We start from the raw sequence: 25,719 nt of genomic DNA, 5'->3' as shown, positions 1-25,719 counted from the left end.
GTATAGCGTTATATAAAAAAGCAATGAACCGCGAAGGTCGCAAAGATACACGAAGGAATATTATATTTATTCTCTATAACCTTCGCATCTTCGCGGTTCACCTGTTTTAATTTTATGTTTGTTTCTGCGAAAAATTTGATGTACTATAGTTTTTATAGGATAAAGTAAGATAATTTATAAGTAGGGGGAATCTTTGTGGATATGAGAGAAGTAAGAGAAACTGCAAGGAAACAGATGATTGGTAAATGCCGAGTGTGTCCGGTTTGTAATGGACGGGCTTGTGCAGGAGAAGTTCCCGGCATGGGGGGGACAGGTACAGGTGGGGCCTTTACTGAAAATGTGCGGGCTCTTGCTAGTTTGAAATTGAACATGCGGGTCATACATGATGCTTTGCAACCTGACACAACAGTTGAAATGTTTGGTCAGCAGCTCAAAACTCCTATCATGGGAGCACCGATTACCGGTGCGGTGCTTAATGCAGGTGAGGCATTGGCGGAATTTGATATGGTTTCTGCTCTTGTAGAAGGCAGTCATCTGGCAGGAACTATCGGCTGGATTGGCGATCCGGCTAATCCTAGTATGTATGAGGATGGTTTAGCATCCATTCGTAAAGCTGGTCAAGGTATTGCAATTATAAAACCTCGTGTAGATAATAAGGAAATTATTGAACTTTTTAAATTAGCTGAGAAAGCTGGTGCTATAGCATTAGGAACGGATCTTGACGGAGCAGGTCTTATTACCATGGCTTTGAAAGGTCAACCTGTTGGACCGAAAACAAAAGAACAACTTACGGAATTGATACAATCTACAGCGCTGCCCTTTATTGTCAAGGGTATTATGACTGTAGATGAAGCTATCAAATGCGTGGAAGTGGGGGCTAAGGCGATTGTAGTTTCGAATCATGGAGGCAGGGTATTAGATCATACACCTGGTGCGGCAGACGTATTGCCGGAAATTGCTAAGGCTGTAAAGGGTAAAATCACAATATTAGCTGATGGCGGAGTACGTTCGGGTGCTGATGTATTAAAAATGTTGGCATTAGGGGCAGATGGAGTTTTAGTTGGCCGCCCATTGATTATGGGTGCCTATGGTGGGGGTACAGAAGGAGTAAAAACCATTATCGAGAAATACACTAGTGAATTAAAGGCTGCTATGATATTAACAGGCTGTAAGAGTATTACGGAGATTCGTCCAGATGTTTTGTGGCATAAATAAAACTATCCCCTCTGATGCGAGAGGATAGTAAAGTTCGAAGTACTATATCTCTTTTAGTTGTGCTAGTTTATTGAAGAAGCTACGATAAGCCCAATAACTGGCTACGAAGGAAGAGACACTTACTGCACCCGCTAGCATAAAGGCTACCATGATTTGATACTTTATGGCAGACTCAGGGGCTATGCCAGCTAGTATAAGTCCTGTCATCATGCCTGGTAATTGGACGATACCCAGGGTTTTCATGGAATCAAAAGTAGGCAACATAGCTGTCTTAATGCTGTCTCGTATTAGATTAATGGAAGCTTCTTTTGGTGGAGCACCTAGGCATAGCTTAACTTCCACTTCCTCTTTTTTGTTTTGAAAATTGGTCAGTAGGCTTTTAAATAAAAGACTAGTTGCTACCATGGAATTGCCTACTACCATTCCGCTGATGGGGATGACTTGACTAGGTTCATAGGGAATAGCCTGAAAGCCAATTAATCCTCCTAAAGTGATAACAAGACCGCTAAGGATGGCAGCAAAGGAAATAAGAGTGGCTTGCTCAATTCCTTCCCCACGTTTTGCAGCTACGGTGGAGGCATTATAAACCATAATTAGCAGAATAATTGTTGTGATTAGTGAATTATCAAGAGCAAAAACGAAGTGTAGAATAAAACCAATAATGGTGAGCTGGATAACAGCTCGTGTGCTGGCAATTAGCATATCTTTTTCTAGACCGAGTTTTTCTTTGTAGGACAAGGCGAGGGATAGTAGTACTAAACTAAAGGTTAATATAAGAGATAGATTACTCATCTCGTTCTCCTTTTAGTGAAAAATAGTCGGCTGCAGTACCCCAAAAATCAATTGCTCCTGCGTCAAGATAAAGGATTTTTTTGGCTAGGCGTTTAGCTTGTGAGGTATTGTGGGTAACGAATAATAGGGTTAGGTGATGAGCCTCTTGCTCGTCGGTAACTAGTTTTTCAATTAGGAGAGTATTTTCTTCATCGAGGGCTGCTGTTACTTCATCCAATAATATAATTTCCGGTTTTATTAGTAAGGAACGAATTAGCGCAATACGTTGCTGTTCACCGCCCGAGAGGGCGGTGTTTTTCTTTTCTAAGGTGTTTATGGATAGGTTTGCTTTGTCTAAATAATTTCGTATTACATGAAAATCTGGTTTTTGATTAAGCAGCTGGTAAGGATAGAGCAAATTTTCTTGTACGGTTGTACCAAATAAATAGGTTTTTTGCAATATATAACTAACGCTACGCCGCAGTTCCATAGGCGCATAGTCGCGGATATTTCTATTTTTATAGAGGATTTCACCTTGGGTTGGACTTATTAGCAAATTCAAAAGGCGAAATAGAGAGGACTTTCCCGAACCAGAAGGCCCAATGATGCCGATGCTATCTCCAGCTTCTATAGAAAAAGAAATATCATGAAGTATGGTTTGGTTATTCTTGATTAATTGAATATTTTTACATTCCATTATGTTCATCATGTACACCTCATAGAAAAATATAGATATATCATATCACAGACAACATAAATCGAAAGGTTAAAGTTATTTTAATTCTAAGAAATCATCAGATTGAATCTTTACATTTTCTTTACATTCCTGGGGCTTTTATTGACGGCATATTTACCATAATTGGAGTTACAATAGGTGTGTAAGGAATTTGGAGGTAGGAGGCTAGTACAGATGATAGATTTATGGGTAGCTGGCTTAACATCAATTGGTCTACTCGTGTATTTAATTTATGCATTATTGAAACCGGAGGAGTTTTAGACATGATCACAGATGTATTACTATTTATTGTATTCTTTGCATTGCTGCTTCTCATGGCTTGGCCTTTGGGAAGGTATATGGCAAAAGTATATAGCGGTGAGAGCACCGTTTTTGATAAAATCTTTTTGCCAGTAGCGAATATGTTATATCGTTTAGCCGGAATTGATGCTGCCCAGGAGATGAATTGGAGGCAGTATGCTGGCGGGCTCTTAATCTTTAACATATTAGGTATGGCTGCTGTAGTAGCTATACAGGAATTGCAGGCTATACTGCCATGGAATCCTGAAGGTTTGGCTGCAGTGCCTTTTGATTTAGCTTTTAATACAGCAGCTAGCTTTATGACAAATACCAATTGGCAGGCTTATAGTGGCGAAACCACAATGAGTTATTTCACACAGATGGCAGCGCTGACAGTACAAAATTTTCTTTCTGCAGCAACAGGTATGGCAGTTGCAGTTGCGCTAGTACGAGGTTTAACTCGTAAGAATACAAAACATATCGGTAATTTCTGGTCTGATATGGTACGAAGTATATTCTGGATTTTGCTGCCCTTATCCATTGTAGTTAGCATGGTGTTTATGCAGCAGGGCGTAATACAAAATCTTTCACCTTATGTAACAGTGGATACCTTAGAAGGGGGACAACAGACAATTGCTATGGGACCTGTAGCTTCCCAGGAAGCTATTAAAGAATTAGGTACTAATGGCGGTGGATTTTTCAATACTAATTCGGCTCATCCTTTTGAAAATCCGACTCCTTTCACGAATCTAGTTCAGGCATTGAGCATTTTTCTTATTCCTACAGGATTGGTATTTATGTTTGGGAATATGGTTAAGGATCGGCGTCAGGGATATGCAATACTGGCAGCAATGCTATTGCTATTTGTTGTAACTCTTGGTGGACTCTATGTGAGCGAAATATATGGCAATCCAATAGTAGGTCAGGTAGGAGTGAGTGAACCAACGAACATGGAAGGCAAGGATATGCGCTTTGGCACAAACGGTTCCGCCTTATTTGCTGCCGTGACAACAGCAGCCTCTTGTGGGGCAGTAAATACCATGCATGATAGCCTCACACCTCTAGGTGGCATGGTACCAATGTTGCAGATGATGTTAGGGGAAGTCGTAATCGGTGGTGTTGGTGCAGGTCTTTATGGCATGATGATGTTTGTTATGCTGACTGTCTTTGTAGTAGGATTGATGGTTGGTCGTACACCTGAGTATTTAGGTAAAAAAATTGAAGCAAATGAAATGAAGATGGCAATCATCGCTATTTTGATCCCTGCGGTAACGGTGTTATTTGGCAGCGCTATTTCTGTTATTACTGATGCAGGTCTTGCTGGTCTTAACAATACTGGCCCTCATGGTTTAAGTGAGATATTATATGCCTTTGCTTCTGCTGCAGGTAATAATGGTAGTGCTTTTGCAGGTTTAAGTGCCAATACCTTATATTACAATCTGATGATAGCCGTGGGTGTTTTAATAGGACGGTTTGGCGTGATTATACCCGTCTTAGCCATTGCTGGTAGCTTGGCAGAAAAAAGAGTATCACCTCCCGGACCTGGGACTTTTCCAACAACAGGACCATTGTTTGTTCTATTGTTAGCTGGAATTATCGTCATGGTAGGAGCGCTGACCTTTTTGCCCGCACTGTCCCTAGGACCCATTATTGAACATTTATTGATGCTGCAAGGTATGACTTTTTAACAAGGAGGAAAAAGCTATGGGTACAAATTCAAATGGTTTTAATAAAAAAATTCTGATAACGGCCTGCTGGGAAGCCTTATATAAATTGAATCCCAAAGTGCAGGTGAGAAATCCAGTCATGTTTATTGTATTGATTGGCTCTTTGTTAACAACTGGATTTGTTTTGCGAGATGCGTTTCAGGGAAGTGCAGGGAATACAACTTTTGCCTTGCAAATCACAGTATGGCTTTGGTTTACGGTATTGTTTGCCAATTTTGCCGAGGCGATCGCAGAAGGTCGGGGGAAAGCTCAGGCTCAGGCGCTAAGGCAGACTCGTACACAGACGCAGGCAAAAAAAATAATCCATGACAAACCCCAGGTGGTTGAGGCTGCCAGCTTAAGAAAAGGCGATATCGTATTGGTGGAGCCTGGTGATCTGATTCCCAGTGACGGAGAGGTTATTGAAGGAATGGCGACAGTGGATGAAAGTGCGGTAACAGGTGAATCCGCTCCTGTCATTCGTGAGTCGGGGGGCGATAAATCCTCCGTTACAGGGGGCACTCGAGTATTATCGGACTGGATTAAGGTTGCAGTAACTGCTAATCCAGGGGAGACCTTTCTAGATCGTATGATTTCATTGGTCGAAGGGGCAAAACGTCAGAAAACTCCCAATGAAATTGCTTTAACTATTTTATTGGTTGGCTTAACCATTGTTTTCTTAGTAGCTGTGGCGACATTATATCCTTATGCCAATTACTCAGGAGTCAGTATCTCCATTACTGTTCTAGTGGCTTTGCTTGTATGTTTGATTCCGACTACAATCGGCGGTTTATTAAGTGCTATTGGCATCGCTGGTATGGATCGTCTATTGAAACGTAATGTATTAGCCATGTCTGGAAGAGCGGTAGAAGCGGCTGGAGACGTAGATGTGCTATTGCTGGATAAAACAGGTACGATTACCTTGGGTAACCGTATGGCGACTGAATTTATTCCCGCAGCAGGTGTTTCTATGGAGGCGTTAGCCGATGTAGCGCAGATTGCTTCCTTAGCGGATGAAACACCAGAAGGTCGCAGTATCGTGGTGCTGGCTAAACAAAAATATAATTTACGTGAACGTGATTTAACAAAATTAGAAGCTGAATTTATTCCTTTTAGTGCTCATACACGTATGAGTGGGGTAAATCTAAAAGATAAGGTAATACGTAAAGGTTCTGTAGATGCAATTCAAAAATATGTACGAGAAAAGGGGAGTGAATTGCCTGAAAATGTTAAGTTTGCTTGCGAGGGTATTGCTAAAAGTGGTGGTACGCCTTTAGTAGTAGCTGAAGGTTCTAAGGTGCTCGGGGCCATTCACTTAAAAGACGTAATTAAAGGCGGCATTAAAGAACGGTTTAAAGAGCTTAGACAAATGGGTATTAAAACCGTCATGATTACAGGGGATAATCCTTTAACGGCTGCTGCTATTGCTGCGGAAGCTGGTGTGGATGATTTTATGGCTGAAGCTACTCCTGAAGGGAAGTTGGCTCTGATTCGAGAGTATCAGGAGAAAGGCATGCTGGTAGCTATGACTGGCGATGGCACTAATGATGCTCCGGCTTTGGCCCAAGCAGATGTGGGAGTGGCTATGAATAGCGGCACACAGGCAGCGAAAGAAGCTGGTAACATGGTAGATCTTGATAGTAACCCCACAAAGCTGATTGAAATAGTGGAAATTGGTAAGCAGCTATTGATGACAAGAGGTTCCTTGACTACGTTTAGTATTGCGAATGATGTTGCTAAGTATTTTGCCATCATTCCAGCACTGTTTTCTGTTGCCTATCCAGCATTCGGTGTATTTAATATTATGAGATTATCTACGCCAGAGAGTGCTATTTTAAGCGCTGTAATCTTTAACGCTCTGATTATTATTGCTCTGGTTCCTTTAGCACTGCGTGGTGTAGCGTATCAACCTTTAGGTGCAGATATAATCTTACGTCGAAACTTAATTATCTACGGTCTTGGTGGCTTAGTAGCACCTTTCCTTGGTATTAAGCTGATTGATATATTGCTGGTTGCATTGCATTTAGTATAGAATTGGAGGAGGAAAGATGTTAGGAGATACAATACGCATGTTCCGCCTAGAAAGAAATCTATCACCTGAGGATTTAGCTGAGGCAATCGATATTTCCCCTATGGCGATTCATTATTATGAAGAAAATAAATGGCGTCCTGGTACAGATGTATTAGTTCGTTTGGCATCTGCTTTTAAAGTGAGTCTGACAGAACTAGTTGAGGGATGTAGTATTTTATATACTGAAAAAGGAGAAATGTTAATTGTCCGTAATATAGGCGGTAATCATATAAAGGTAGTAGGGCGGGTAAGTGAAGAATTACAGGAAATATATCGAAAGGAAGTTGAAGTATTGTGTGGAAACAAATAATAAGTGCTTTGCGCTTACTAATCCTATTGACGGTGGTTACTGGTATAGCGTATCCTTTGGCTATGACAGGAGTAGCACAGGCCATTTTTCCTGAGCAGGCCAATGGTTCATTGGTTTATGTTAATGACAAACCAACTGGCTCGATACTATTGGGGCAGAACTTTACAACAGCAAAATATTTTCATAGCCGTCCATCCTCAGCGGGTACAGACGGATATGATGCTGCTGGATCATCAGGATCAAACTTAGGACCAACGAGTAAAAAGTTAGTGGATACAGTAAAAGATAATATTGAAAAAGTACGTAGTGAAAATCAACTAGAGGAAAGTGTCTTTATACCCTCTGACCTGGTTATGGCATCTGCTAGTGGTCTTGATCCAGATATATCACCAGAAGCAGCCTATTTGCAGGTTAATCGTATTGCTAATGAACGGGGTATATCGGAAAATGAGGTAAGAAGACTTGTGACTAGTCATGTGCAGGTAAGACAGTTAGGTTTTTTAGGTGCAGAAAGGGTGAATGTTTTAGCTCTTAATATGGCACTGGATCGGTTGGCAAGTAAATAATAAGAAATAACCACCAAGACGCAATGCCGCTATGCGCACACAAAGGGGAGATAAAGTATTAATTTATTAGCACCACTTTATTTTTCTTTGTGTACTTTGTGTCTTTGTGGTTCAATTAATTTAGTGTGATTAATATAATGGAGGCAATGACATGCCTGACGAAAGTAAAGAAAAAAAACGTCCAGATCCGGATGTATTGCTGGCGAAGCTAAATAAAGAAACTAGAGGTAAACTAACAGTGTTTTTAGGAGCGGCTGCAGGTGTTGGTAAAACCTACACCATGCTCGAGGCTGCCCATGAGATGTTGGCCTCTGGTGTGGATGTTGTGATTGGCTGGGTAGAGACTCATAAACGCCAAGAAACGGAAAAAATGGTGGAGGGTTTACCTCGTTTGCCAGCAAAGGAAATTGATTATCGAGGTAGGAATTTGCATGAAATGGATATTGATGCTATTTTGGTACGAAGACCCAAAGTAGTGTTAGTGGATGAACTAGCCCATACCAATGTGGCTGGTTCTCGCCATGTCCGTAGATTTCAGGATGTAGAAGAAATATTAAACGCTGGTATTGATGTATCAACAACGCTAAATATTCAGCATATTGAAACACTAAATGATATTGTAGCGCAAATTACCGGTGTAAAAGTAAGGGAAACAGTGCCTGATCGTATTGTCGAACAGGCAGACCAAGTACAATTGATTGATATTCCACCCAATGAACTTATTAAGCGCTTGAAGGAAGGTAAAATATATATGCCTCATCAGGCAGAATTGGCATTGCATAAATTCTTCCGTCCAGGAAATATTAATGCATTGCGAGAATTGTCTTTGCGCTTTACAGCCTACAGGGTGGATAAAGAATTAAATGAGTACATGCAGGAACATGATATTCCTGGACCTTGGCCAGCAGGTGAGCGAGTAATGGTTTGTGTGAGCGCTAGTCCCTTTTCTGCCCAACTGATTCGGGCAGCTCGGCGACTAGCTCGTGGTTTGCAGGCGGAGCTGCTAGCTGTACATATTGATACACCAAGACGGTCAAGCACTAGTGAAGGAGAACGGGATCGCATTTTTCGTAATATGCGTTTAGCTGAAGAATTAGGTGCAAAGACCATCAGTATAGCGGGCAAAGACTTAACAGAGGAAATTCTAAGGATGACACGCCAGCATAATGTAACTCATTTGGTGGTTGGCAAACCATTGCGAGGGCGTCTGTGGGAGTGGTTACATGGTGGCGCAGTGGTTGATAAACTTATTCGCTATAGCGGGGGTATTAACATACATGTTATCCAGGGGAATACCGAGGTAAAGGATGAGCCTAAAGTTAAAACCATAGCTCCAACAAAAGCAATTCATTGGTGGCATTATATAGCGGGGTTATTGATGATTATCTTAATGACGGCAGGGAATTGGTGGTGGCGCCATTATCTTGAACCAATGCATTTTATGCTGCTGTATTTGTTGCCGGTACTCTTATCTGCAGTATGGTGGGGGAAAGGTCCATCCTATGTGACGGCTTTATGCAGTGTGCTTTTCTTTGATTTTTTCTTTATTTCGCCAATTTTTACTTTTAGTATATCGGACCTTCCTTATATGTGGAGTTTACCTCTTTTTCTCTTGGTTTCCTTTATCATTGGAGGACAGACTGAGAAACTGCGTGTGGAAGTAACCTTAGCTAGGCAGCGAGAAAAAACGACGGGAGCATTGTACTCTTTTAGCCGTGAAATTGCAGCCATTGTAGATATTGGCGTAATCGTAGGTATTTTAGCAGAGCAGGTGTGGCAAACTTTAGATAAATCAGTAGCCGTATTTTTACCCCAGGATGAAAAATTAGTGCTAGCTGCGGAGGCTGGACCTGGAAAAATCGGCGAGGATGCTGGCGAAAAAGCAGTAGCGGTCTGGGCATTTGAGCATGGTGAGATTGCCGGACATTGTACAGATACATTGCCAGGGGGCAGGTATATGTATTTGCCCTTAACAACAAGTCAAAATACGGTTGGTGTTTTAGGTATTGAAATTCATGAGGAAATACTCACTTCTCCCCAAAAGCGATTAATGGAAGCTTGGGCAGGATTAGCAGCGATTGCCGTTGAAAGAGTAAAATTAGCGGAACAAGCTAGGCAAGCAGCATTGCTGGCTGAATCAGATCAGTTGCGTACTGCGTTGTTTAATTCCATCTCCCATGAATTGCGGACACCCTTGTCCTCTATTATTGGTGCTATATCTGGTTTAATGGATACAGAAGGTGTTTACTCCGAGAATGATAAAAAAGAATTGTTAGAAACGGTGAAAGAAGGAGCCGATCGCATGAACCGTTTGGTCGTCAATCTTTTGGATACTGCCAGATTAGAAAGCGGTATGATGCAGCTTAAAAAAGATTGGTGTGATATCGAAGATATTACTGGATCGGCTCTTAGGCGAGTCGGAGAATGCATTAAGGGAAGAGCGTTACTTGTGAATATAGCACCAGATTTACCCATGATAAAAGCTGATTGTGTGCTTCTTGAACAAGTCGTAGTCAATTTGCTGGATAATGCTTGTAAATATTCTGCACAAGGTAGTGAAATTGTTATTACTGCCAGTCAAGATACAAGCGTCATACAGGTATCAATAGCTGATCGGGGAATCGGCATTCCAACAGAAAATTTAATGCGAATTTTTGATAAATTTTATCGAGTAGAGCAACTTAAGACCGTTAATGGTACAGGATTAGGTTTGTCAATATGTAAGGGAATTATCGAAGCCCATGGTGGGACAATACAAGCTGAGAATCGACCAGGAGGCGGTACGGTTATGACCTTCATCCTCCCATGGGAAGAGCAGCCACCAATGCATATGGTATAGATTTACTTTTAAAGTATAAGTTTTGTAGGTGAAAGATTTATGAACCACAAAGACACAATGCCGCTACTGCGGCACACTAAGGAGAACCCTCAAAAATATAAATAAAACCCTTTGTGTCCTTTGTGCCTTTGTGGTTCGATTATGTTATATTTTACAGGATGCGTCAGTATTTTCTTAGTTTACATAAGGCAGGTGATAGAAGGGTGGAAAAAGGGGCACGAGTTTTAGTTATTGATGATGAACCTCAGATTAGGAGGCTGCTAAAAGTATCCTTATCTGCTTATGGCTATGAGATTGATGAATGTCATAATGGAAAAGATGGGATTAATCGAACGGCTGTATTTAAACCTGATTTGATTCTTTTGGATTTAGGATTGCCAGATATGGATGGAAAAGCTGTGGTTGAGATCATTCGCGAATGGTCAAAGGTACCTATTATTATTTTAAGTGCTCGGGATCAGGAAAATGAAAAAATTGCCGCCCTGGATGCAGGGGCAGATGATTATGTCACTAAACCTTTCAGCATGGGAGAGTTACTTGCTCGCTTACGCGTCGCTCTGCGCCATGGGGTAACCACTGAAGCTTCTTCCGTAATTTTTTGCGGTGACTTAAAAATTGATTTGGTGTCGCGTAGTGTAACCTGTGGTGGTAAAGAAATAAAACTGACACCTACAGAGTATGAAATATTAAAAGTCTTGGCTCAAAATATTGGCAGGGTACTGACACATAAACAATTATTAAAAGCCGTTTGGGGTACAGCCTATCATGAGGATACGCATTATATTAGAGTATATATTGGGCAGCTCAGGCGTAAGGTAGAACCCAATCCGTCCCAGCCTAAATACATTATTACAGAATCAGGTGTTGGCTATCGTTTAATGTCTGATAAATAAACTTCCACAAAAAATGTGGGAGTTTTTATAATTCAAAGAAGGCATAAGTTTTTATTTTTTTAGGCTCACGATAGCGGGATAAGTATTTTGTAAATTTGTATATTTTCTTATTGCACTTTTGCTACTGTATGGTACAATCATATAGTTACTTTTCTTGCTGCAACTAGCCAAGAAGAGTTTCAACGAAATAACAAATAGGATGGGAGAGGGATATGAATAGTTATTTTAAATTAACGCAAGCAGCTGTTGAAAGTTTGGCACAACAATATGATACCCCGTTGTTATTGGTGTCAACGGAACAAGTAGAACGTAATTATTCTTTTTTGGCGAGTTATTTACCGGGAGTGAAAATGCATTACGCGGTAAAAGCCAATCCTCATGAAGCAATTATCCGGAAATTGGCTGAACTGGGTTCGTATTTTGATGTAGCGTCAGATGGAGAAATGCAATTTTTAACGGATATGGGCATTCCAGCAGAACGTATGGTATATGCCAATCCAGTGAAGACGGCAAGCGGACTTAAGGTAGCCAAGCAAATCGGTGTATATAAATTTACCTTTGATAGTGAAAGTGAAATAAGTAAAATGGCCAAGGCAATACCTGGTGGAACTGTGCTGCTTCGGGTTAGAGTGGACAATCCTAATGCCTTGGTCGATCTAAATAAGAAATTTGGTGCTCATCCTGACGAAGTACTGCCTCTTCTTACCTTGGCTCGTCAGCAAGGTCTTGATGTGGCTGGCTTATGCTTTCATGTGGGCAGTCAATCTTCTAGTGCCGATGCCTATGTAGAGTCATTAGAAATATTCCGCCGTTTGTATGATCAGGCAAAAGAAGCAGGTTTTGATTTGCGCATCCTAGACATCGGAGGCGGTTTCCCTATCCCAGTCATTGATAGTAATACAATTGATGTTATTGCTATGCTGCAAACGATTAATAAAGCCATTACCCACTACTTTCCTGATACGGAAATTTGGGCTGAACCTGGGCGTTTTATCTGCGGAACAGTTGCGAATTTAATTACTCGTGTGATTGGTACCCAAAAGCGCAATGGGAAACAATGGTATTTCCTGGATGATGGATTATATGGCACTTTTTCAGGAGTTATTTTTGATCATTGGGATTTTGAATTAGAAACCTTTAAAAGTGGTGACAAGGTACCTGCTACGTTTGCAGGACCAAGCTGTGATTCCTTGGACATTTTGTTTCAGGATAAATGGATTCCTAGCTTAGAGATGGATGATCTGATATTAGTGCCAACTTGCGGGGCTTATACCTCAGCGTCGGCTACTGAGTTTAATGGTTTTGCTAAGACTCGAATCCTAGTATGGGAAGAAGTAAAAGACAATCTAAAAGTAAATACATGATACAAAAGATGCAGAAAACCTAAGGTTTTCTGCATCTTTGCATCATATATAGAAAGTATAAGATTTTATGAACCACAAAGGCGCAATGCCGCTGCCGGCGGCACACAAAGAAGAACAAAAAATAAATCCCTTTGCGCCCTTTGTGGTTCAATTCTTTTAATGTGTTTTAACGACCTGTTTTTCATTTTCTTTGCGGTTTAAAATGCGTTATTTTTTAACGCGGTTAAATAAAAATTAAGGAAAATCCATTTTTTCTCAAATTTGACAAAGTATTATATTCTTAGTAAAATGATATAAATTTATACATAAAAGGGAGGAATTATATGCCGGGAAAGAAAATTTCAACGAAAGAGTATATTCGAAGGTATGTATTCATGTTTATTGGTTCCATTTTAGCAGCAGTAGGGTTAGAGGTTTTTTTGGTTCCCAATCAAATTATTGATGGTGGAGTAATTGGTATCTCCATTATGGCAAGTCATTTAACGGGATGGCCGTTAGGATTATTTATCTTCATATTGAATTTTCCCTTCATCTATTTAGGGTATATGCAGATTGGAAAAAACTTTGCGGTATCAACCTTGTTTGCCTTGACTTCTCTGTCGATCTGGGTAAGTATTTTGCTGCCCATTCCAGGCTTTACAAATGATGTGTTTTTAGCAGCCATCTTTGGGGGAATTATCCTTGGAATTGGTGTAGGACTCATTATTCGTTATGGCGGTTCTTTAGATGGCACTGAAATTGTTGCCATTATATTAGATAAACGTACAGGTTTTTCTGTAGGCGAAATTATTATGTTCTTCAATATATTCATTATTGGAAGCGCAGGGCTAGTTTTTAGTTGGGATAAAGCCATGTACTCTTTAATTGCCTATTTTGTTGCTTATAAATTAATAGATATTACGATCGAGGGTTTGGATGAGTCAAAGGGTGTCATGATCGTTAGTGATCATCCCCATGAAATAGCCGAAGTGCTGATGGCGCGGCTGGGGCGTGGAGTTACCATTTTACATGGTCAGGGTGCCTATACGGGTGAGTCTAAGCAAGTCCTTTACTCTGTTATTACTCGTTTGGAGATTGCCAAACTGAAAATCATTATTCAAGAGATTGATGAAAATGCTTTTGTAACGATTAATGAGGTTCATGATGTAATGGGTGGAAAAGTAAAAAAACGCGCAATACACTAGAACTTGTTTTTATAAAAACTTGGTGAAAGCCAAGTTTTCTTAATATTAGGGAGATATAAGTTTTGCAGGTGAAAAAACATAAGGTTTTATGAACCACAAAGGCACAATGCCGCTGCTGCGGCACACAAAGGAGAGCACAAAAATAAGTTTTAAATAAACCCTTTGTGTCCTTTGCGTCTTTGTGGTTCGATTTTTTTATGTTTTAAAGGAAGTATCAGCATTTTTTTTGATAAAATCAATTTAAATATTAGGCAATGATCTGCAGGTAAAAAATTCTATATTGGCGAAGTAGATTAATCCATACTATTTAGGAATTGTTAAGGTGGTTGTATGAAAAATATTGATATTAGTGATCTTGATAGGATTGTCAAAACTACAATTGATGCTGTAGAGCAAGGAAAGACACAAATTTTTGATATTTATGAGGCGGCTCGTAATGAAGTTGAAAATATAAAAAAGGATGTAGAACGTACAAAGCAGGAGACAGTTGCTATCATTTTTACAGTGGATGATTTAGAAAAGAAAGAGCGGCGTTCTAGGATCAAGTTAATGGAAGTCAGCCGTAATTTCAGCGTATATTCAGAAGATGATATTAAAGCAGTATATGAAGATGCGAGAAACTTACAAGTTGAATTAGCGGTAGCTCGCGCTCAGGAACAAAGTTTACGTCAGCAGCGTGATGAGTTAGAGCTTCGTTTACGCTCTTTAAAAGATACGGTGTCTAAGGCAGAAGGATTAACAACACAGGTAGGAGCAGTTCTAGGGTATTTAGGCGACGAAATGGGCAATGTAGTAGTGAAAATTGAATCCTTGCAGCAGAGTCAAGTGTTTGGTGCCAAAATTATCAAAGCCCAGGAAGAAGAACGCCGCAGAGTGTCACGAGAAATTCATGATGGACCAGCTCAAGCTATGGCAAATATTGTGTTTCGAGCGGAAGTTTGTGAGCGATTGATTGATATTGATGTGCTGCGTGCAAAAAAAGAACTGACAGATCTTCGTGCACAAGTACGTCTTTGCTTGAAAGAAACGAGAAAAATTATTTTTGATTTACGTCCAATGACATTAGATGATTTGGGTTTAGTACCTACGGTGAAGCGGTTTTTAGATACGGTAAAAGAGCGCAGCGGTATGATTTCCGATGTTAGGATATTAGGTGAAGAACGGCGCTTAGATTCTTATGTGGAAATTGGTGTCTTTAGAATTTTTCAAGAAGCAATTACAAATATTGAGAAACATGCCCAGGCTCAGACGATATCTATTGCTATGGAATTTCGTAGGGATACCTTCTTAGCAACCATTGCTGATGATGGTAAGGGTTTTAATACAGCAGATAATTTTGGTAACGAAAGTTTTGGTTTACTGGGGATGCGGGAGCGAATTCATCTGTTAAATGGTGAGCTAACAATAAAGTCCGAAATTGGGGTAGGCACAAAAGTCATTATAAAAGTAGTATTTAAATAATAGAGGATATACCTGAAGTTTCCAAAAAAAGAAATGGAATTTTCTTGGGTATATCTCTATTATTTTAGCAATGCTGCAGATCTGATGCTGAGGAAAAAGGTGTATTTGGATCTTATTTTTCAAAGAATTTTCAAAGAGATTAATTTATCCTCATTGTTGTAGGATTATAGTGGATTTATATAGAGATTTGTTATATTATAGCAATTAAAAGCTGTGTATATTGAGTTATTGCATGATAAGAGCGGGGAGTCAATAAAGATATCCGTAGAGGAGTATATTATCACAAGGGATGGATGCAATGAATCAACAATTTAAAATTCTTATTGCCGAGGATAGCAAATTAGAACGCCGAATGTTACGCAATAACCTTGTGTCTTGGGGCTATCAGGTTTATGAAGCCGTGAATGGCAAAGAGGCAATTGCGATGTTTGATGAGGTGAATCCTGACTTAGTCATTCTGGATGGTATAATGCCAGAAATGGATGGCTATGCTGTGTGTGAATATTTGCAGGAGCAGAAAAGAAGAAGTAAGACTCCGATTATCCTCATTACTGCCTACGACAATGAAGAGGCGGTGGAGCGAGCCTTTGCAGCAGGTGCTGGTGAGTATTTAACCAAGCCTGTGTATTGGAATGTTTTGAAATATCGCATCAAAAGAATTCTGCAAGCAAGGCAGGCGGAAATTGCCTTGGGCAAAAGTGAAGAAAAGCTGCGGGGCATTTTAAATAATGCGGTAGTCGGTATTGGGATTCTAGATGAACATGGTAATTGCATTTATGGGAATCAGAGGTTAGTGGATATGCTCGGCTATTCTTTGGAAGAATTACATAAAATTGGTTTAAAGCAGGTGACACACCCTGAGGATTGGCTAAGAAGTGCAGAAGGACTGCGGAAAATGGTCAATGAAGAAAAGCTTGAATATCATGTGGAAAGACGTTGTATTCGTAAAGACCGGACTGTCTTTTGGGCCAGATTGTCTGCGGCAATTGTATATGATGAAGATCATGAAGTAAATTCGATTCTTGGCATCATGATTGATATTACAGATCGCAAGGCAATGGATGTGCAAATTAGTTTACAAAATCAATATTTATTGGCTTTGAATGAAGTTTCGTTGCAGTTGTTGAATCGTTTAGATTTAGATGATGTATTAGCCATGATTGTTACCCATGCGGTAAGTTTATTTCCTAACGCCAGTGGCAGCTTGTTTCTTTTAAAAGAAAATAATTCTCAAGTTGAACTTAAATTTGCTATCGGGCTTGATGAAAATAATATCGGCGCGGTTCAGCACAAAGACGAAGGAATTATTGGGGAAGTATTTCGCACGGGTGAGACCGTGATAGTGAATGATTATCAAAATTGGGCAAAGCGCATCAATAGTCATGGTATGGTATACTATGGAGTATTTATTGGGATGCCTTTGTTCTCTGACAAAAAAGTGGTTGGTGTAGTATATATTTATTTTGATGATTCGGCCTGGGGATGTAGCCAGGAACAAAAGTTCTTATTAGAGCGTTTTATTGGTCTGGCTTCTATTGCTTATGATAATGCCATTTTATATAAACTAGCACAGGAAGAAATTGGTGAGCGTAAATTAGTAGAGGAAAAGCTCAGATATGTAAGTATGCATGATTCCCTGACTGGCCTTTACAATCGTACCTATTTTGAAGAAGAATTTCAAAGAATTTCGAGTGGAGCATACCCGTCTGTCGGGGTTATTGTTTGTGACGTTGATGAATTAAAGGTTGTGAATGACACCCTAGGACATGCTTTTGGAGATGCATTGATTGTCGCCGCAGCGACGGCGTTAAAGCAGGCTTGTCGTCCAGGTGATACGGTTGCTCGGATTGGCGGTGATGAATTCGTAGTATTGCTGCCTGGCGCGGATCAAGAAATTATGCAAGACGTATGTCAACGAATTAACGAAAAAGTACAGCGTTGCCGGAAGAACTTAAATGGCACCATTGTACGCTTATCTATAGGCTGGGCTCTGCATATTGGGCCAGATGTAGATCGTAAAGAGCTGTTCAAAGAGGCTGATAAAAATATGTATCAAGATAAAATGCTCCATAGGATCGGTTAAAACCACATAGTAGTATTTGTATTATGATTCTCTTTAAATAGGGCATAATAGGTAAAGATTCGCGGCAGGTTTTACCTATTATAAAAGGAGGCGATAGGGTTGCGTTTGAGGCAAACAGATACACCTTTACTGGCTGCAATGCAGCATTATGTAAAAGAGGAAGTGATTCCTTTTCATACTCCAGGGCATAAGCAAGGTAAAGGAATGCATCATACATTAGAAAGAATAATAGGCAGAGGTACCCTAGCCTTGGATTTGGCTTTAATGGAAGAATTAGATGATTTTCACGAACCCTATGGCTGTATAAAGGATGCTCAGGAGCTGGCGGCACAGCTTTATGGTGCCGATCATAGTTTTTTTGTTATCAATGGTACAACGGGCGGAATTTATGCAATGATATTAGCTGTTGCGGGTCCAGGAGAAAAAATTATTGTGCCGCGTAATGCTCACCGTTCTATTATTGGTGGGATTATTTTAAGTGGGGCGATTCCAATCTTCATGCAGCCAGAAGTTGATAATGACTTAGGGCTGGCTATGGGAGTTACGCCAGAAACGGTAGAGAATACAGTGCTGCAGCATCCAGATGCTAAAGGAGTACTCATTATTAATCCTAATTATTATGGGGTTGCTGTAGATTTAAAAAAGATTGTAAATCTTGTTCATAAACATAACATGGTGGTACTGGTAGATGAAGCTCATGGTCCTCATCTGTGTTTTAGCAATCGTCTGCCAATACAAGCTTTGGATGCTGGGGCTGATATTTGTGCGCAGAGTACTCATAAGATTATTGGCGCATTGACCCAATGCTCCTTAGTTCATTGTCGGGAGGGGCGTATTCGTGTACCTCATCTAAAAGCAATGCTGCAGTTGACTCAGTCTACCAGCCCTAACTACATTATGTTGGTATCCTTAGATGTAGCTCGTATGCAAATGGCTTTAGAAGGGCCAAAACTCATTGAACGATCCATTGACTTAGCCAATTGGACAAGGCAGGAAATTAATAAAATACCTGGTTTATATTGTTTTGGTTCGGAGAAAAAGGGTGATCCGGGAATATTTGATTTAGATCCAACGAAAGTTACAGTTACGGTTAAAGGGCTGGGATTAACAGGCCCTGAGGCAGAGCGGATTTTGCGTCATCAATATAAAATACAAGTTGAGCTTTCTGATTTATATAATCTTCTTTTTTTAATTACCTTAGGGGATCGAGAACAAGAAGTGCATCTGTTGGTGGCAGCTCTTCGGGATATGGCAGAAAAATATGCAAAGTCTTATGACTTTTCCTTACTAGAACGCTGCATTAATGCACCTTATCCAGTAGCGCCTCAAGGTGTTTTATCTCCTCGTGAGGCTTTATTCGGCAACACCTGCATGGTACCTTTTGCTCATTCTGCAGGAATGATTTGTGCTGAAATTGTCACCTTTTATCCTCCTGGTATCCCTGTGGTATGTCCGGGAGAACGGATAACTCAAGAAATTATCGATTATTGTCAACTGCTTCAGCAAAGTGGCATGCATGTGTCTGGACCAGAAGACTATACATTAAAAACAATTAAAGTGGTGGATTAAATGAATGGTAAATTAATTATTATTGAAGCTGGAGATGGCAGTGGCAAAGCAACACAGACAGAAAAACTATATAATCGTTTGAAAGAAGAAAAAAGAACAGTACGCAAAGTGAGCTTTCCGGACTATAAAAGTAGTTCGTCAGCACTAATAAAAATGTATCTTAATGGTGATTTTGGCAATAGTCCTGATTCGGTAAACCCTTATGCTGCTTCCAGCTTCTATGCAGTAGATCGTTATGCATCCTACAAGCAAGATTGGGGTAATTTTTATAAACAGGGTGGAATTATCATTGCCGATCGTTATACTACGTCCAATATGGTGCATCAAGCTGTAAAAATTCATGTACAGGAAGAAAAGGATGTTTTTTTAGATTGGCTCTGGGACTTAGAGTTTGTAAAATTCGGTTTACCGATTCCAGATGGTGTGATTTTTCTAGATATGCCGCCAATGTATAGCAAAATTCTTAGGGAAGAACGTGCTAAAATTAACGGGCAGCAAACTCCTGATATCCATGAACGAGATGAGCAGTATTTAGAGAACTGCTATAGTAACTATTGTGCGATCGCCGATAAGTATAATTGGTGTAAGATATCCTGCATTCATCATACACGATTAAAGACAGTGGACGAAATTCATGAAGACGTCTATCAATCGGTACAAAATATACTAGCAAGTACATAAAATTTATGAACCACAAAGGCACAATGCCGCTGATGCGGCACACAAAGGAGAACACAAAGAATATAAAATAGAATTCTTTAACCCTTTGTGTACTTTGCGCCTTTGTGGTTCCTTTTCGTTTTATATGTTTTAAAGGGCACGTAGTTTTTTATTATCTAATTTTCTAAAAATTGCGTATATTAATGAAAACATGCAGGATTATCGATAATATATGTACAATGTAATTACTATATCAAACATTTAGAAAATAATGGATTTTGCATGGGGGGAATTCGGATGCTGATTGTTCTGCTTGGTCCAACTGGATCGGGAAAAAGCACGATAGAAAAGAAAATGGGACAGAGTGGAATGCATAGGCTGAGGTCCCACACTACTCGTCTTAAAAAAACTGGTGAGTCTGAAGATGCCTATTATTTCGTCAAAAAAGAAGATTTCAAAAAAGTGGATTTAGTGGAAAGTGTGCTTTATAAAAATAGCTTTTTTGGACTGAGTCGGGAAGAAGTGGAAATTGCGAAAACCAAAGATTGTGTAGTTACTCTCGACTGGAATGGAGCTCAACAAATTAAACATCGCATTCCATTTGCAGTTACCGTATTTATTGATTGTCCCATGTATCAGCTGGAAAAACGCTTGCCAATTGAAATCGATAGTGAAAAGCGCAAAAAAATTATGGCGCAGGTAGTATTAGATTCTAAATGCGCTGCCAACTGTGATTATATTGTAAGGAATTATGATGGGCAATTGGATGAAGCTTGTGCTCAACTATTAGAAATTTGTCGTCAAAGTAAAAAAAACGCGACTAATTAGAGTAATGGATGGTTAATATAAAAGGTAGGAACTATTAAATTATATAGTTTCTACCTTTTTTACAAAAAATAGAAAGTACGGTTTTAGCGAAAAGAAGAAAATAATGACGTAACCGCAGAGGCACAGAGCGCGCTGAGAGGAATTTCTAATCCTATTTATTTTTTCTCTGTGCTCTCTGCATCTCTGCGGTTAAAAAAGGTAGAAATTTTTTAATATGGAGACCATTATTTTATAATGGGGAAAGCTAGTGTTATAATGAACAGGATGAATGACAGAATTTGGAGGTACCATGGACCGCGCGCATTCTTTAGGAGAAGAAAAGATATCAACTCTATTGTGGAGATTTTCCTTGCCGGCAATTACCGGGATGGTAGTTAATGCTTTTTATAATGTTATCGATAGTATATTTGTAGGGCGTGGCGTAGGTGAAATTGGTCTTACGGCAGTTACTATAGCCTTTCCAATTATGATTGTATTAATGGGTTTTGGGATGTTGGTAGGAGTAGGGGCTGCTGCAGTTGTTTCTTTGAGAATGGGAGAGAAGAAGCAGCAGCAAGCGGAAAAAATATTAGGGAACGCCTTTACTCTTTCCATGATATTATCGGTAGCTTTTACGGGATCGGTCTTGTTGTTTCTAGATCCGATCTTAATGATGTTAGGCGCAGAACCAGATGTGCTGCCTTATGCCAGAGAGTTTACAAGAATTATTGTCCTTGGCAGTCCATTTATGTATATTGGTTTTGGTTTGAATAATATAGTACGTGCTGAGGGCAACCCTCAAATGGCCATGTCTACTACACTCATCTCTGCAGGATTAAATATTGTGTTAAACCCTTTGTTCATATTTACTTTCCACTTAGGAATTGGTGGGTCGGCCTTAGCAACAGTGCTATCCCAAGGGGTATCAGCAATATGGGTGTTAGTCTATTTTTTGCGGGGGAAAAGTGTATTAAGGCTCCGAAAAAAGAATTTTCCCTTAGATAAAAGGATTGTTCGTAGTATTTTCGAGATTGGAATGTCACCTTTTTTAATGCAGATTGCTTCAAGTTTAACCACGGTTTTGTTTAATTATACGTTATTACGGTATAGTGGAGAATTGGCAGTCGCTTCCATTGGAATTATCAATCGAATGGGCATGCTCATGTTAATGCCCATTTTTGGGATTAGCCAAGGGCTTCAGCCAATCATTGGTTATAATTATGGAGCAGGGAATTATGATCGGGTTATGAAAGCTTTAAAAATAGCAATCGGTGTTGCAACTTTATTTTCGACAGTCGGCTTCTTACTCATTCAGATTTTTGATAAGCAGATTATTATGCTGTTTAATGATAATCCTGAGCTGATTTTGTTAGGGTCTGAGGCAATGCGGATTAATTTGTTTATGCTTCCGGTCATTGGTTTTCAAATTATTGGTGCTAATTATTTTCAGGCAGTAGGTAAAGCCAGTTATGCCATTGTACTTAGTATGTCGCGGCAATTAATTATCTTAATTCCCTTAATATTGCTATTGCCAAGGCTTCTCGGTTTACATGGGGTTTGGCTGGCAAGTCCGATAGCAGATTTCTCGGCTGCTTTGTTAACTGGCATATTCTTATTCCGCGAGCTTCGTAAGTTGAGTCAAAAGTGATGGATATTTGGCTCCGAAGTAAGATGAGTCACGTAAATATGGGAAAGATAATTTCTCAAGTTAAAAGCATAAATTGATTATTTGCTGGAAAACAATTATAATTTAGATGCAATCCTATGTTTGTCTAATGATGAAGTTCGTAAGCTCGGGTGATACTGCTCAAATAGAGTTAGCACTCCAGCAAAGAGCAGATCTTTTCTTTATGAGAGTATTATAGTAAAGCTAGTGTATATTATAGCTTGAAAGGCAGTGACCTACATGAAAATAAATAATTTAGGAGCTACCCAAATACCTTCACTAGTGGAACGGGATGGGGGGAGCAAGGCGGAAAAATCCTTAAGTCATTTTTCCTCTGATTTACTTAAAAGCCAAGATGGGCAATCCCGTGAGAGGTTAAATCAATTATTGGCGGAAATAGATAAACGCGGTAAGCGTTTAGGTGAAGTGCCAACCTATGCTGAACTCAAGAAATATCGGGAAGTCATAAGGCAATTTGTCGGTGAAGCTGTAGGACGTATGTATACATTGCAATCGCAGCAAGGGTGGGATCGCCATGGGAGGCAGAAGGTGTATACAATCATCAAAAAGGTAGATGCTACCTTAGATAGTCTGACAGAAGATGTACGCCTGGGAGAAGAACGTCAATTGGATATTCTGGCGAAACAAGATGCGATTCGTGGCATGCTAGTCGATCTGTATACATAGAGGTGCAACGATGAAGTGGACCGATATCATTGGGCATAAAGATCAGGTAACCATGCTGCGTCATATGGAGAGCAGCAGACGCATGCCTCATGCTGTTTTATTTGCGGGACCTAAAGGCATTGGTAAAAACCTGGTGGCGAATGTCGTTGCGGCAGCTTTATTATGCAGCGATCAAGAAGAGCGCCCTTGTGGTCGTTGCCATTCTTGTCGGCAAATATCCTATGGCAGTCATCCCGATTTTCTCCACATTGCCCCTGATGGGACCAATATTAAGATTGAACAAATTCGAATGTTGCAGCAGGAATTGTCAATGGCATCTTTTAGTGGACAGCGTCGCGTCTGCATAATTGATGGTGCTGAGCTCATGACGACTCAAGCTGCCAATAGTTTGCTAAAAGTTCTAGAAGACCCTCCTGGAGAAATTGTTTTTCTTTTATTAGCAGCGAATAAACAAATGCTGCTTACTACGATTATATCTCGATGCATGGTGATTGCTTTTCAGCCTTTAGCAGACGAGCTATTGGCTCAGGATTTAATGGCTAAAGGTTATTTGCCAGAAACATCGGAAGTAGCAGCCCGCTTAAGCGGCGGCCGAATGGGAATTGCTCTTGCTCTTTTGGAACCTGAAGGTCTTGCCCTGCGTAATCAGGCTCTGGAGATGATCCAAAAACTAATGGATTCCAAACTGGAAGCAGTCTGGCATTCAGCTGGAGTATTGGAAAAAATGGAACGTAATGATATTTTGGAATTTATAAAGTATGTAACTTATATCTTGCGTGATATACTATTGCTTGTTACTGGACAGGGCAAGCGATTGTTATTTAATATAGATGTTGCAGAAGAATTGTGTGAAGTAGCGGACATGTGGAGTGAAAGACGGCTAGTAACAGCCATTAGGGCAGTGGAGACAGCTAGACGGGCTCTGCTGGCCAATGCAAATACAAGGCTTACGAGTGAAGCGTTATTGATAAGAATATATGACTTAGCAAGGGAGGTTTGAAGGTGGAGACAGTAGTCGGAGTACGTTTTAAAAAAGCTGGCAAGGTATATTATTTTGCACCTGGTGAAATTGTCCTGGTGGCAGGAGATTTTGTAATTGTTGAAACTGCCAGAGGGTTAGAATATGGAGAAGTTGTTATTGGACCGCGTCAGGTAGGAGAGGATGCTATTGTAGCACCATTAAAAACCGTACAGCGTAAAGCCACTGCCGAAGATGGCGCTAAAGTGGAAGAAAATAGAGAAAAGCAAAAAGAAGCCTTCTCTACTTGTGAGCAGAAGATCAAAGCTCATAACTTAAATATGAAGTTAGTGGATGTAGAGTATACCTTTGATGTTAATAAAATAATTTTTTATTTCACGGCAGAAGGTCGTATTGATTTTAGGGATCTAGTAAAAGATTTGGCAGCTGTATTTCGTACTCGAATAGAGCTTAGGCAAATTGGGGTTCGGGATGAAGCGAAAATGATGGGGGGAATTGGTTGCTGCGGCAGACCTTTATGCTGCTCGACGTTTCTCGGAGATTTTGAACCAGTGTCTATTAGAATGGCTAAAGATCAGAAGCTTTCATTGAATCCTACCAAAATTTCTGGCATATGCGGGCGATTAATGTGCTGCTTAAAATATGAGAATGATTCCTATGCACCTTGCTGCAAGAAAATTCCTGCACCAGTGGTAGGGCGGGAAGTCATAACTGTAGATGGAGAAGGAAAAGTTACATTTGTAAATCAGGGGAAGAAGAATGCAACGATTCTGCTGACAAATGGTAATACTGTTATTATTCCATGGGAAGAAGTAGTGGAAAAGGATATAAATGGGTAATCAAGTGGTAATTGGCGTGGAAGAACGTATCGATGATTTGCTGATTGGTCAGTTGAAAGTGATTCAGCATGAAAAAGAATTTTGTTTTTCCTTAGATGCAATATTGTTATCTCATTTTGTCACCGTGAGACCAGGTGCTAAGGCTGTGGATTTGGGAACAGGAACAGGTGTGATCGCCCTTCTTCTAACGGCAAGGGGTGCGGATCATGTAACCGGCTTAGAATTAAGTCAGGCTATGGCGGATATGGCAGCACGCAGTGTTCTTTTGAATCAGTTGGATGAGAAAGTAAAGATTATACAAGGAGACTTGTGTAAGATAAAAGATATATTGCCCTCAGAAGGGTATGATTTGGTAGTGTCGAATCCTCCCTATCGTCCAGTAGGTGTTGGTTATATGAGTCCGAATGACAATGTGGCTAGAGCAAAGCATGAAGTTACAGCTACTCTGAAAGATGTGGTCGACGCTGCACGGTATTTGCTAAAATATCGTCGTGGGCGCTTCGCAATGGTTCACTTACCGGAACGTATGGCTGAGATTTTAACTGCGATGAGTCAAGCTGGTATTGAACCTAAGTTATTGCAGTTAGTATACAGCAGTATCGACAAAAAGCCTACCATGTTATTAGTAGAAGGGGTTAAAGGGGCAAATCCGGGTCTTACAATCTTGCCGCCTCTTGTCGTTTATAAGCCTGATGGCAGTTATAGTGATGAAATTGTAAAATATTACAAAGAATATCGATAATAAAGTTATTGGTTTTAGGAATTATAAAACGAAGCACAAAGGTCACAAAGAATTTTTTACTATCATCCCTCTTTGTGTCCTTCGTGCTTTTAAATATTTCATTTTTTTTGCTATACTGAGCAATTTATAATTTTTAGAGGGAACGTTGAACACAGAGAGCACAGAGTAGGCAGAGGACACTGGGAGGGCTTTTACCTTATCTATCTTTTCTCAGTGTTCTCTGTGCCTCTGTGGTTTCTTTTTAGCCCCCTAGAAGATTTGAACAATATGCCTTAACTCTGGTATATTAAAA

22 protein-coding genes are annotated in these 25,719 nt (G+C 40.0%); 20 read left to right on the top strand and 2 right to left on the bottom strand.

Annotated elements, in window-relative coordinates; translation table 11 throughout:
- The first annotated feature begins 201 nt into the window (after positions 1-201).
- The gene (locus LMF89_RS14535; RefSeq protein ID WP_229535763.1) at positions 202-1,215 is read left to right on the top strand and encodes an alpha-hydroxy-acid oxidizing protein; all 1,014 of its coding nucleotides are present in this window, start codon (positions 202-204) and stop codon (positions 1,213-1,215) included.
- 42 nt (positions 1,216-1,257) lie between these two features.
- Here LMF89_RS14535 and LMF89_RS14530 read toward each other — a convergent pair whose 3' ends face one another.
- A complete protein-coding gene (locus LMF89_RS14530) occupies positions 1,258-2,007 on the bottom strand; it encodes an ABC transporter permease (RefSeq protein WP_229535722.1) in 750 nt (249 codons plus the stop codon).
- Complete coding sequence (locus LMF89_RS14525) at positions 2,000-2,695, bottom strand: ABC transporter ATP-binding protein (RefSeq protein WP_229535721.1); 696 nt, start codon at positions 2,693-2,695, stop codon at positions 2,000-2,002. The genes LMF89_RS14530 and LMF89_RS14525 overlap by 8 nt, the downstream gene beginning before the upstream one ends.
- Positions 2,696-2,896: 201 nt before the next feature.
- On the opposite strand from LMF89_RS14525, the gene kdpF reads away from it, so the two are divergent.
- The 19 genes from kdpF (at position 2,897) to LMF89_RS14435 (ending at position 25,427) form a co-directional block, all read left to right on the top strand.
- The gene (kdpF, locus tag LMF89_RS26240) at positions 2,897-2,983 is read left to right on the top strand and encodes a K(+)-transporting ATPase subunit F (RefSeq protein ID WP_369412611.1); all 87 of its coding nucleotides are present in this window, start codon (positions 2,897-2,899) and stop codon (positions 2,981-2,983) included.
- A 2-nt stretch (positions 2,984-2,985) separates the two neighbouring features.
- On the top strand, positions 2,986-4,689 hold the full coding sequence (gene kdpA, locus LMF89_RS14520; protein ID WP_229535720.1) for a potassium-transporting ATPase subunit KdpA: 1,704 nt from the start codon (positions 2,986-2,988) through the stop codon (positions 4,687-4,689).
- Positions 4,690-4,705: 16 nt separating this feature from the next.
- On the top strand, positions 4,706-6,739 hold the full coding sequence (gene kdpB / locus LMF89_RS14515) for a potassium-transporting ATPase subunit KdpB (RefSeq protein ID WP_229535719.1): 2,034 nt from the start codon (positions 4,706-4,708) through the stop codon (positions 6,737-6,739).
- Positions 6,740-6,755: 16 nt separating this feature from the next.
- The gene (locus LMF89_RS14510; protein WP_229535718.1) at positions 6,756-7,088 is read left to right on the top strand and encodes a helix-turn-helix domain-containing protein; all 333 of its coding nucleotides are present in this window, start codon (positions 6,756-6,758) and stop codon (positions 7,086-7,088) included.
- On the top strand, positions 7,073-7,654 hold the full coding sequence (kdpC, locus tag LMF89_RS14505; RefSeq protein ID WP_229535717.1) for a potassium-transporting ATPase subunit KdpC: 582 nt from the start codon (positions 7,073-7,075) through the stop codon (positions 7,652-7,654). The genes LMF89_RS14510 and kdpC overlap by 16 nt, the downstream gene beginning before the upstream one ends.
- A 151-nt stretch (positions 7,655-7,805) precedes the next feature.
- On the top strand, positions 7,806-10,493 hold the full coding sequence (locus LMF89_RS14500) for an ATP-binding protein (protein ID WP_229535716.1): 2,688 nt from the start codon (positions 7,806-7,808) through the stop codon (positions 10,491-10,493).
- Between the two features lie 203 nt (positions 10,494-10,696).
- Positions 10,697-11,386 (top strand): response regulator, encoded by a 690-nt coding sequence (locus LMF89_RS14495; protein WP_229535715.1) that lies wholly within the window; start codon positions 10,697-10,699, stop codon positions 11,384-11,386.
- Positions 11,387-11,598: 212 nt separating this feature from the next.
- Positions 11,599-12,750, top strand: a complete 1,152-nt coding sequence (locus tag LMF89_RS14490; RefSeq protein WP_229535714.1) for a type III PLP-dependent enzyme — start codon at positions 11,599-11,601, stop codon at positions 12,748-12,750.
- Between the two features lie 323 nt (positions 12,751-13,073).
- Complete coding sequence (locus tag LMF89_RS14485; protein ID WP_229535713.1) at positions 13,074-13,934, top strand: YitT family protein; 861 nt, start codon at positions 13,074-13,076, stop codon at positions 13,932-13,934.
- Positions 13,935-14,264: 330 nt separating this feature from the next.
- Positions 14,265-15,395, top strand: a complete 1,131-nt coding sequence (locus tag LMF89_RS14480) for a sensor histidine kinase (RefSeq protein WP_229535712.1) — start codon at positions 14,265-14,267, stop codon at positions 15,393-15,395.
- A 298-nt stretch (positions 15,396-15,693) separates the two neighbouring features.
- A complete protein-coding gene (locus LMF89_RS14475; RefSeq protein WP_229535711.1) occupies positions 15,694-17,478 on the top strand; it encodes a diguanylate cyclase domain-containing protein in 1,785 nt (594 codons plus the stop codon).
- Positions 17,479-17,577: 99 nt separating this feature from the next.
- Positions 17,578-19,047 (top strand): aminotransferase class I/II-fold pyridoxal phosphate-dependent enzyme, encoded by a 1,470-nt coding sequence (locus LMF89_RS14470; protein WP_229535710.1) that lies wholly within the window; start codon positions 17,578-17,580, stop codon positions 19,045-19,047.
- Positions 19,048-19,728 carry a dTMP kinase gene (locus tag LMF89_RS14465; protein ID WP_229535709.1) on the top strand — a complete coding sequence of 227 codons (681 nt, stop codon included), beginning with the start codon at positions 19,048-19,050 and terminating at the stop codon, positions 19,726-19,728.
- A 276-nt stretch (positions 19,729-20,004) separates the two neighbouring features.
- The gene (locus LMF89_RS14460) at positions 20,005-20,535 is read left to right on the top strand and encodes a guanylate kinase (protein WP_229535708.1); all 531 of its coding nucleotides are present in this window, start codon (positions 20,005-20,007) and stop codon (positions 20,533-20,535) included.
- Positions 20,536-20,803: 268 nt separating this feature from the next.
- Positions 20,804-22,162, top strand: a complete 1,359-nt coding sequence (locus LMF89_RS14455; RefSeq protein WP_229535707.1) for an MATE family efflux transporter — start codon at positions 20,804-20,806, stop codon at positions 22,160-22,162.
- 258 nt (positions 22,163-22,420) lie between these two features.
- Positions 22,421-22,867, top strand: coding sequence for a YaaR family protein (locus LMF89_RS14450; protein WP_007958749.1), 447 nt, complete (start codon positions 22,421-22,423; stop codon positions 22,865-22,867).
- Between the two features lie 10 nt (positions 22,868-22,877).
- Entirely contained in the window at positions 22,878-23,867 is a 990-nt protein-coding gene (holB, locus tag LMF89_RS14445) for a DNA polymerase III subunit delta' (protein WP_229535706.1), read from the top strand.
- 2 nt (positions 23,868-23,869) lie between these two features.
- A complete protein-coding gene (locus tag LMF89_RS14440; protein WP_007958752.1) occupies positions 23,870-24,685 on the top strand; it encodes a PSP1 domain-containing protein in 816 nt (271 codons plus the stop codon).
- Positions 24,678-25,427: a tRNA1(Val) (adenine(37)-N6)-methyltransferase gene (locus tag LMF89_RS14435; RefSeq protein WP_229535705.1), complete on the top strand. Its 750-nt coding sequence runs from the start codon at positions 24,678-24,680 to the stop codon at positions 25,425-25,427. The genes LMF89_RS14440 and LMF89_RS14435 overlap by 8 nt, the downstream gene beginning before the upstream one ends.
- The last annotated feature ends 292 nt before the right edge of the window (positions 25,428-25,719 follow it).

The sequence above is a fragment of the Pelosinus baikalensis genome (assembly GCF_020819555.1).
In the GTDB taxonomy this organism is placed as follows: domain Bacteria; phylum Bacillota; class Negativicutes; order DSM-13327; family DSM-13327; genus Pelosinus; species Pelosinus baikalensis.
Note: the sequence above shows the minus strand (reverse complement) of the source record. Positions and strands in the feature narration are given on the sequence as shown.

Bases quoted from the DNA above. Each gene is read 5' to 3' on its own strand.
- LMF89_RS14535 (WP_229535763.1), top strand. From the start codon at position 202: ATGAGAGAAGTAAGAGAAACTGCAAGGAAACAGATGATTGGTAAATGC.
- LMF89_RS14530 (WP_229535722.1), bottom strand. From the start codon at position 2,007: ATGAGTAATCTATCTCTTATATTAACCTTTAGTTTAGTACTACTATCC.
- LMF89_RS14525 (WP_229535721.1), bottom strand. From the start codon at position 2,695: ATGATGAACATAATGGAATGTAAAAATATTCAATTAATCAAGAATAAC.
- kdpF (WP_369412611.1), top strand. From the start codon at position 2,897: ATGATAGATTTATGGGTAGCTGGCTTAACATCAATTGGTCTACTCGTG.
- kdpA (WP_229535720.1), top strand. From the start codon at position 2,986: ATGATCACAGATGTATTACTATTTATTGTATTCTTTGCATTGCTGCTT.
- kdpB (WP_229535719.1), top strand. From the start codon at position 4,706: ATGGGTACAAATTCAAATGGTTTTAATAAAAAAATTCTGATAACGGCC.
- LMF89_RS14510 (WP_229535718.1), top strand. From the start codon at position 6,756: ATGTTAGGAGATACAATACGCATGTTCCGCCTAGAAAGAAATCTATCA.
- LMF89_RS14500 (WP_229535716.1), top strand. From the start codon at position 7,806: ATGCCTGACGAAAGTAAAGAAAAAAAACGTCCAGATCCGGATGTATTG.
- LMF89_RS14490 (WP_229535714.1), top strand. From the start codon at position 11,599: ATGAATAGTTATTTTAAATTAACGCAAGCAGCTGTTGAAAGTTTGGCA.
- LMF89_RS14485 (WP_229535713.1), top strand. From the start codon at position 13,074: ATGCCGGGAAAGAAAATTTCAACGAAAGAGTATATTCGAAGGTATGTA.
- LMF89_RS14480 (WP_229535712.1), top strand. From the start codon at position 14,265: ATGAAAAATATTGATATTAGTGATCTTGATAGGATTGTCAAAACTACA.
- LMF89_RS14475 (WP_229535711.1), top strand. From the start codon at position 15,694: ATGAATCAACAATTTAAAATTCTTATTGCCGAGGATAGCAAATTAGAA.
- LMF89_RS14465 (WP_229535709.1), top strand. From the start codon at position 19,048: ATGAATGGTAAATTAATTATTATTGAAGCTGGAGATGGCAGTGGCAAA.
- LMF89_RS14460 (WP_229535708.1), top strand. From the start codon at position 20,005: ATGCTGATTGTTCTGCTTGGTCCAACTGGATCGGGAAAAAGCACGATA.
- LMF89_RS14455 (WP_229535707.1), top strand. From the start codon at position 20,804: ATGACAGAATTTGGAGGTACCATGGACCGCGCGCATTCTTTAGGAGAA.
- LMF89_RS14450 (WP_007958749.1), top strand. From the start codon at position 22,421: ATGAAAATAAATAATTTAGGAGCTACCCAAATACCTTCACTAGTGGAA.
- holB (WP_229535706.1), top strand. From the start codon at position 22,878: ATGAAGTGGACCGATATCATTGGGCATAAAGATCAGGTAACCATGCTG.
- LMF89_RS14435 (WP_229535705.1), top strand. From the start codon at position 24,678: ATGGGTAATCAAGTGGTAATTGGCGTGGAAGAACGTATCGATGATTTG.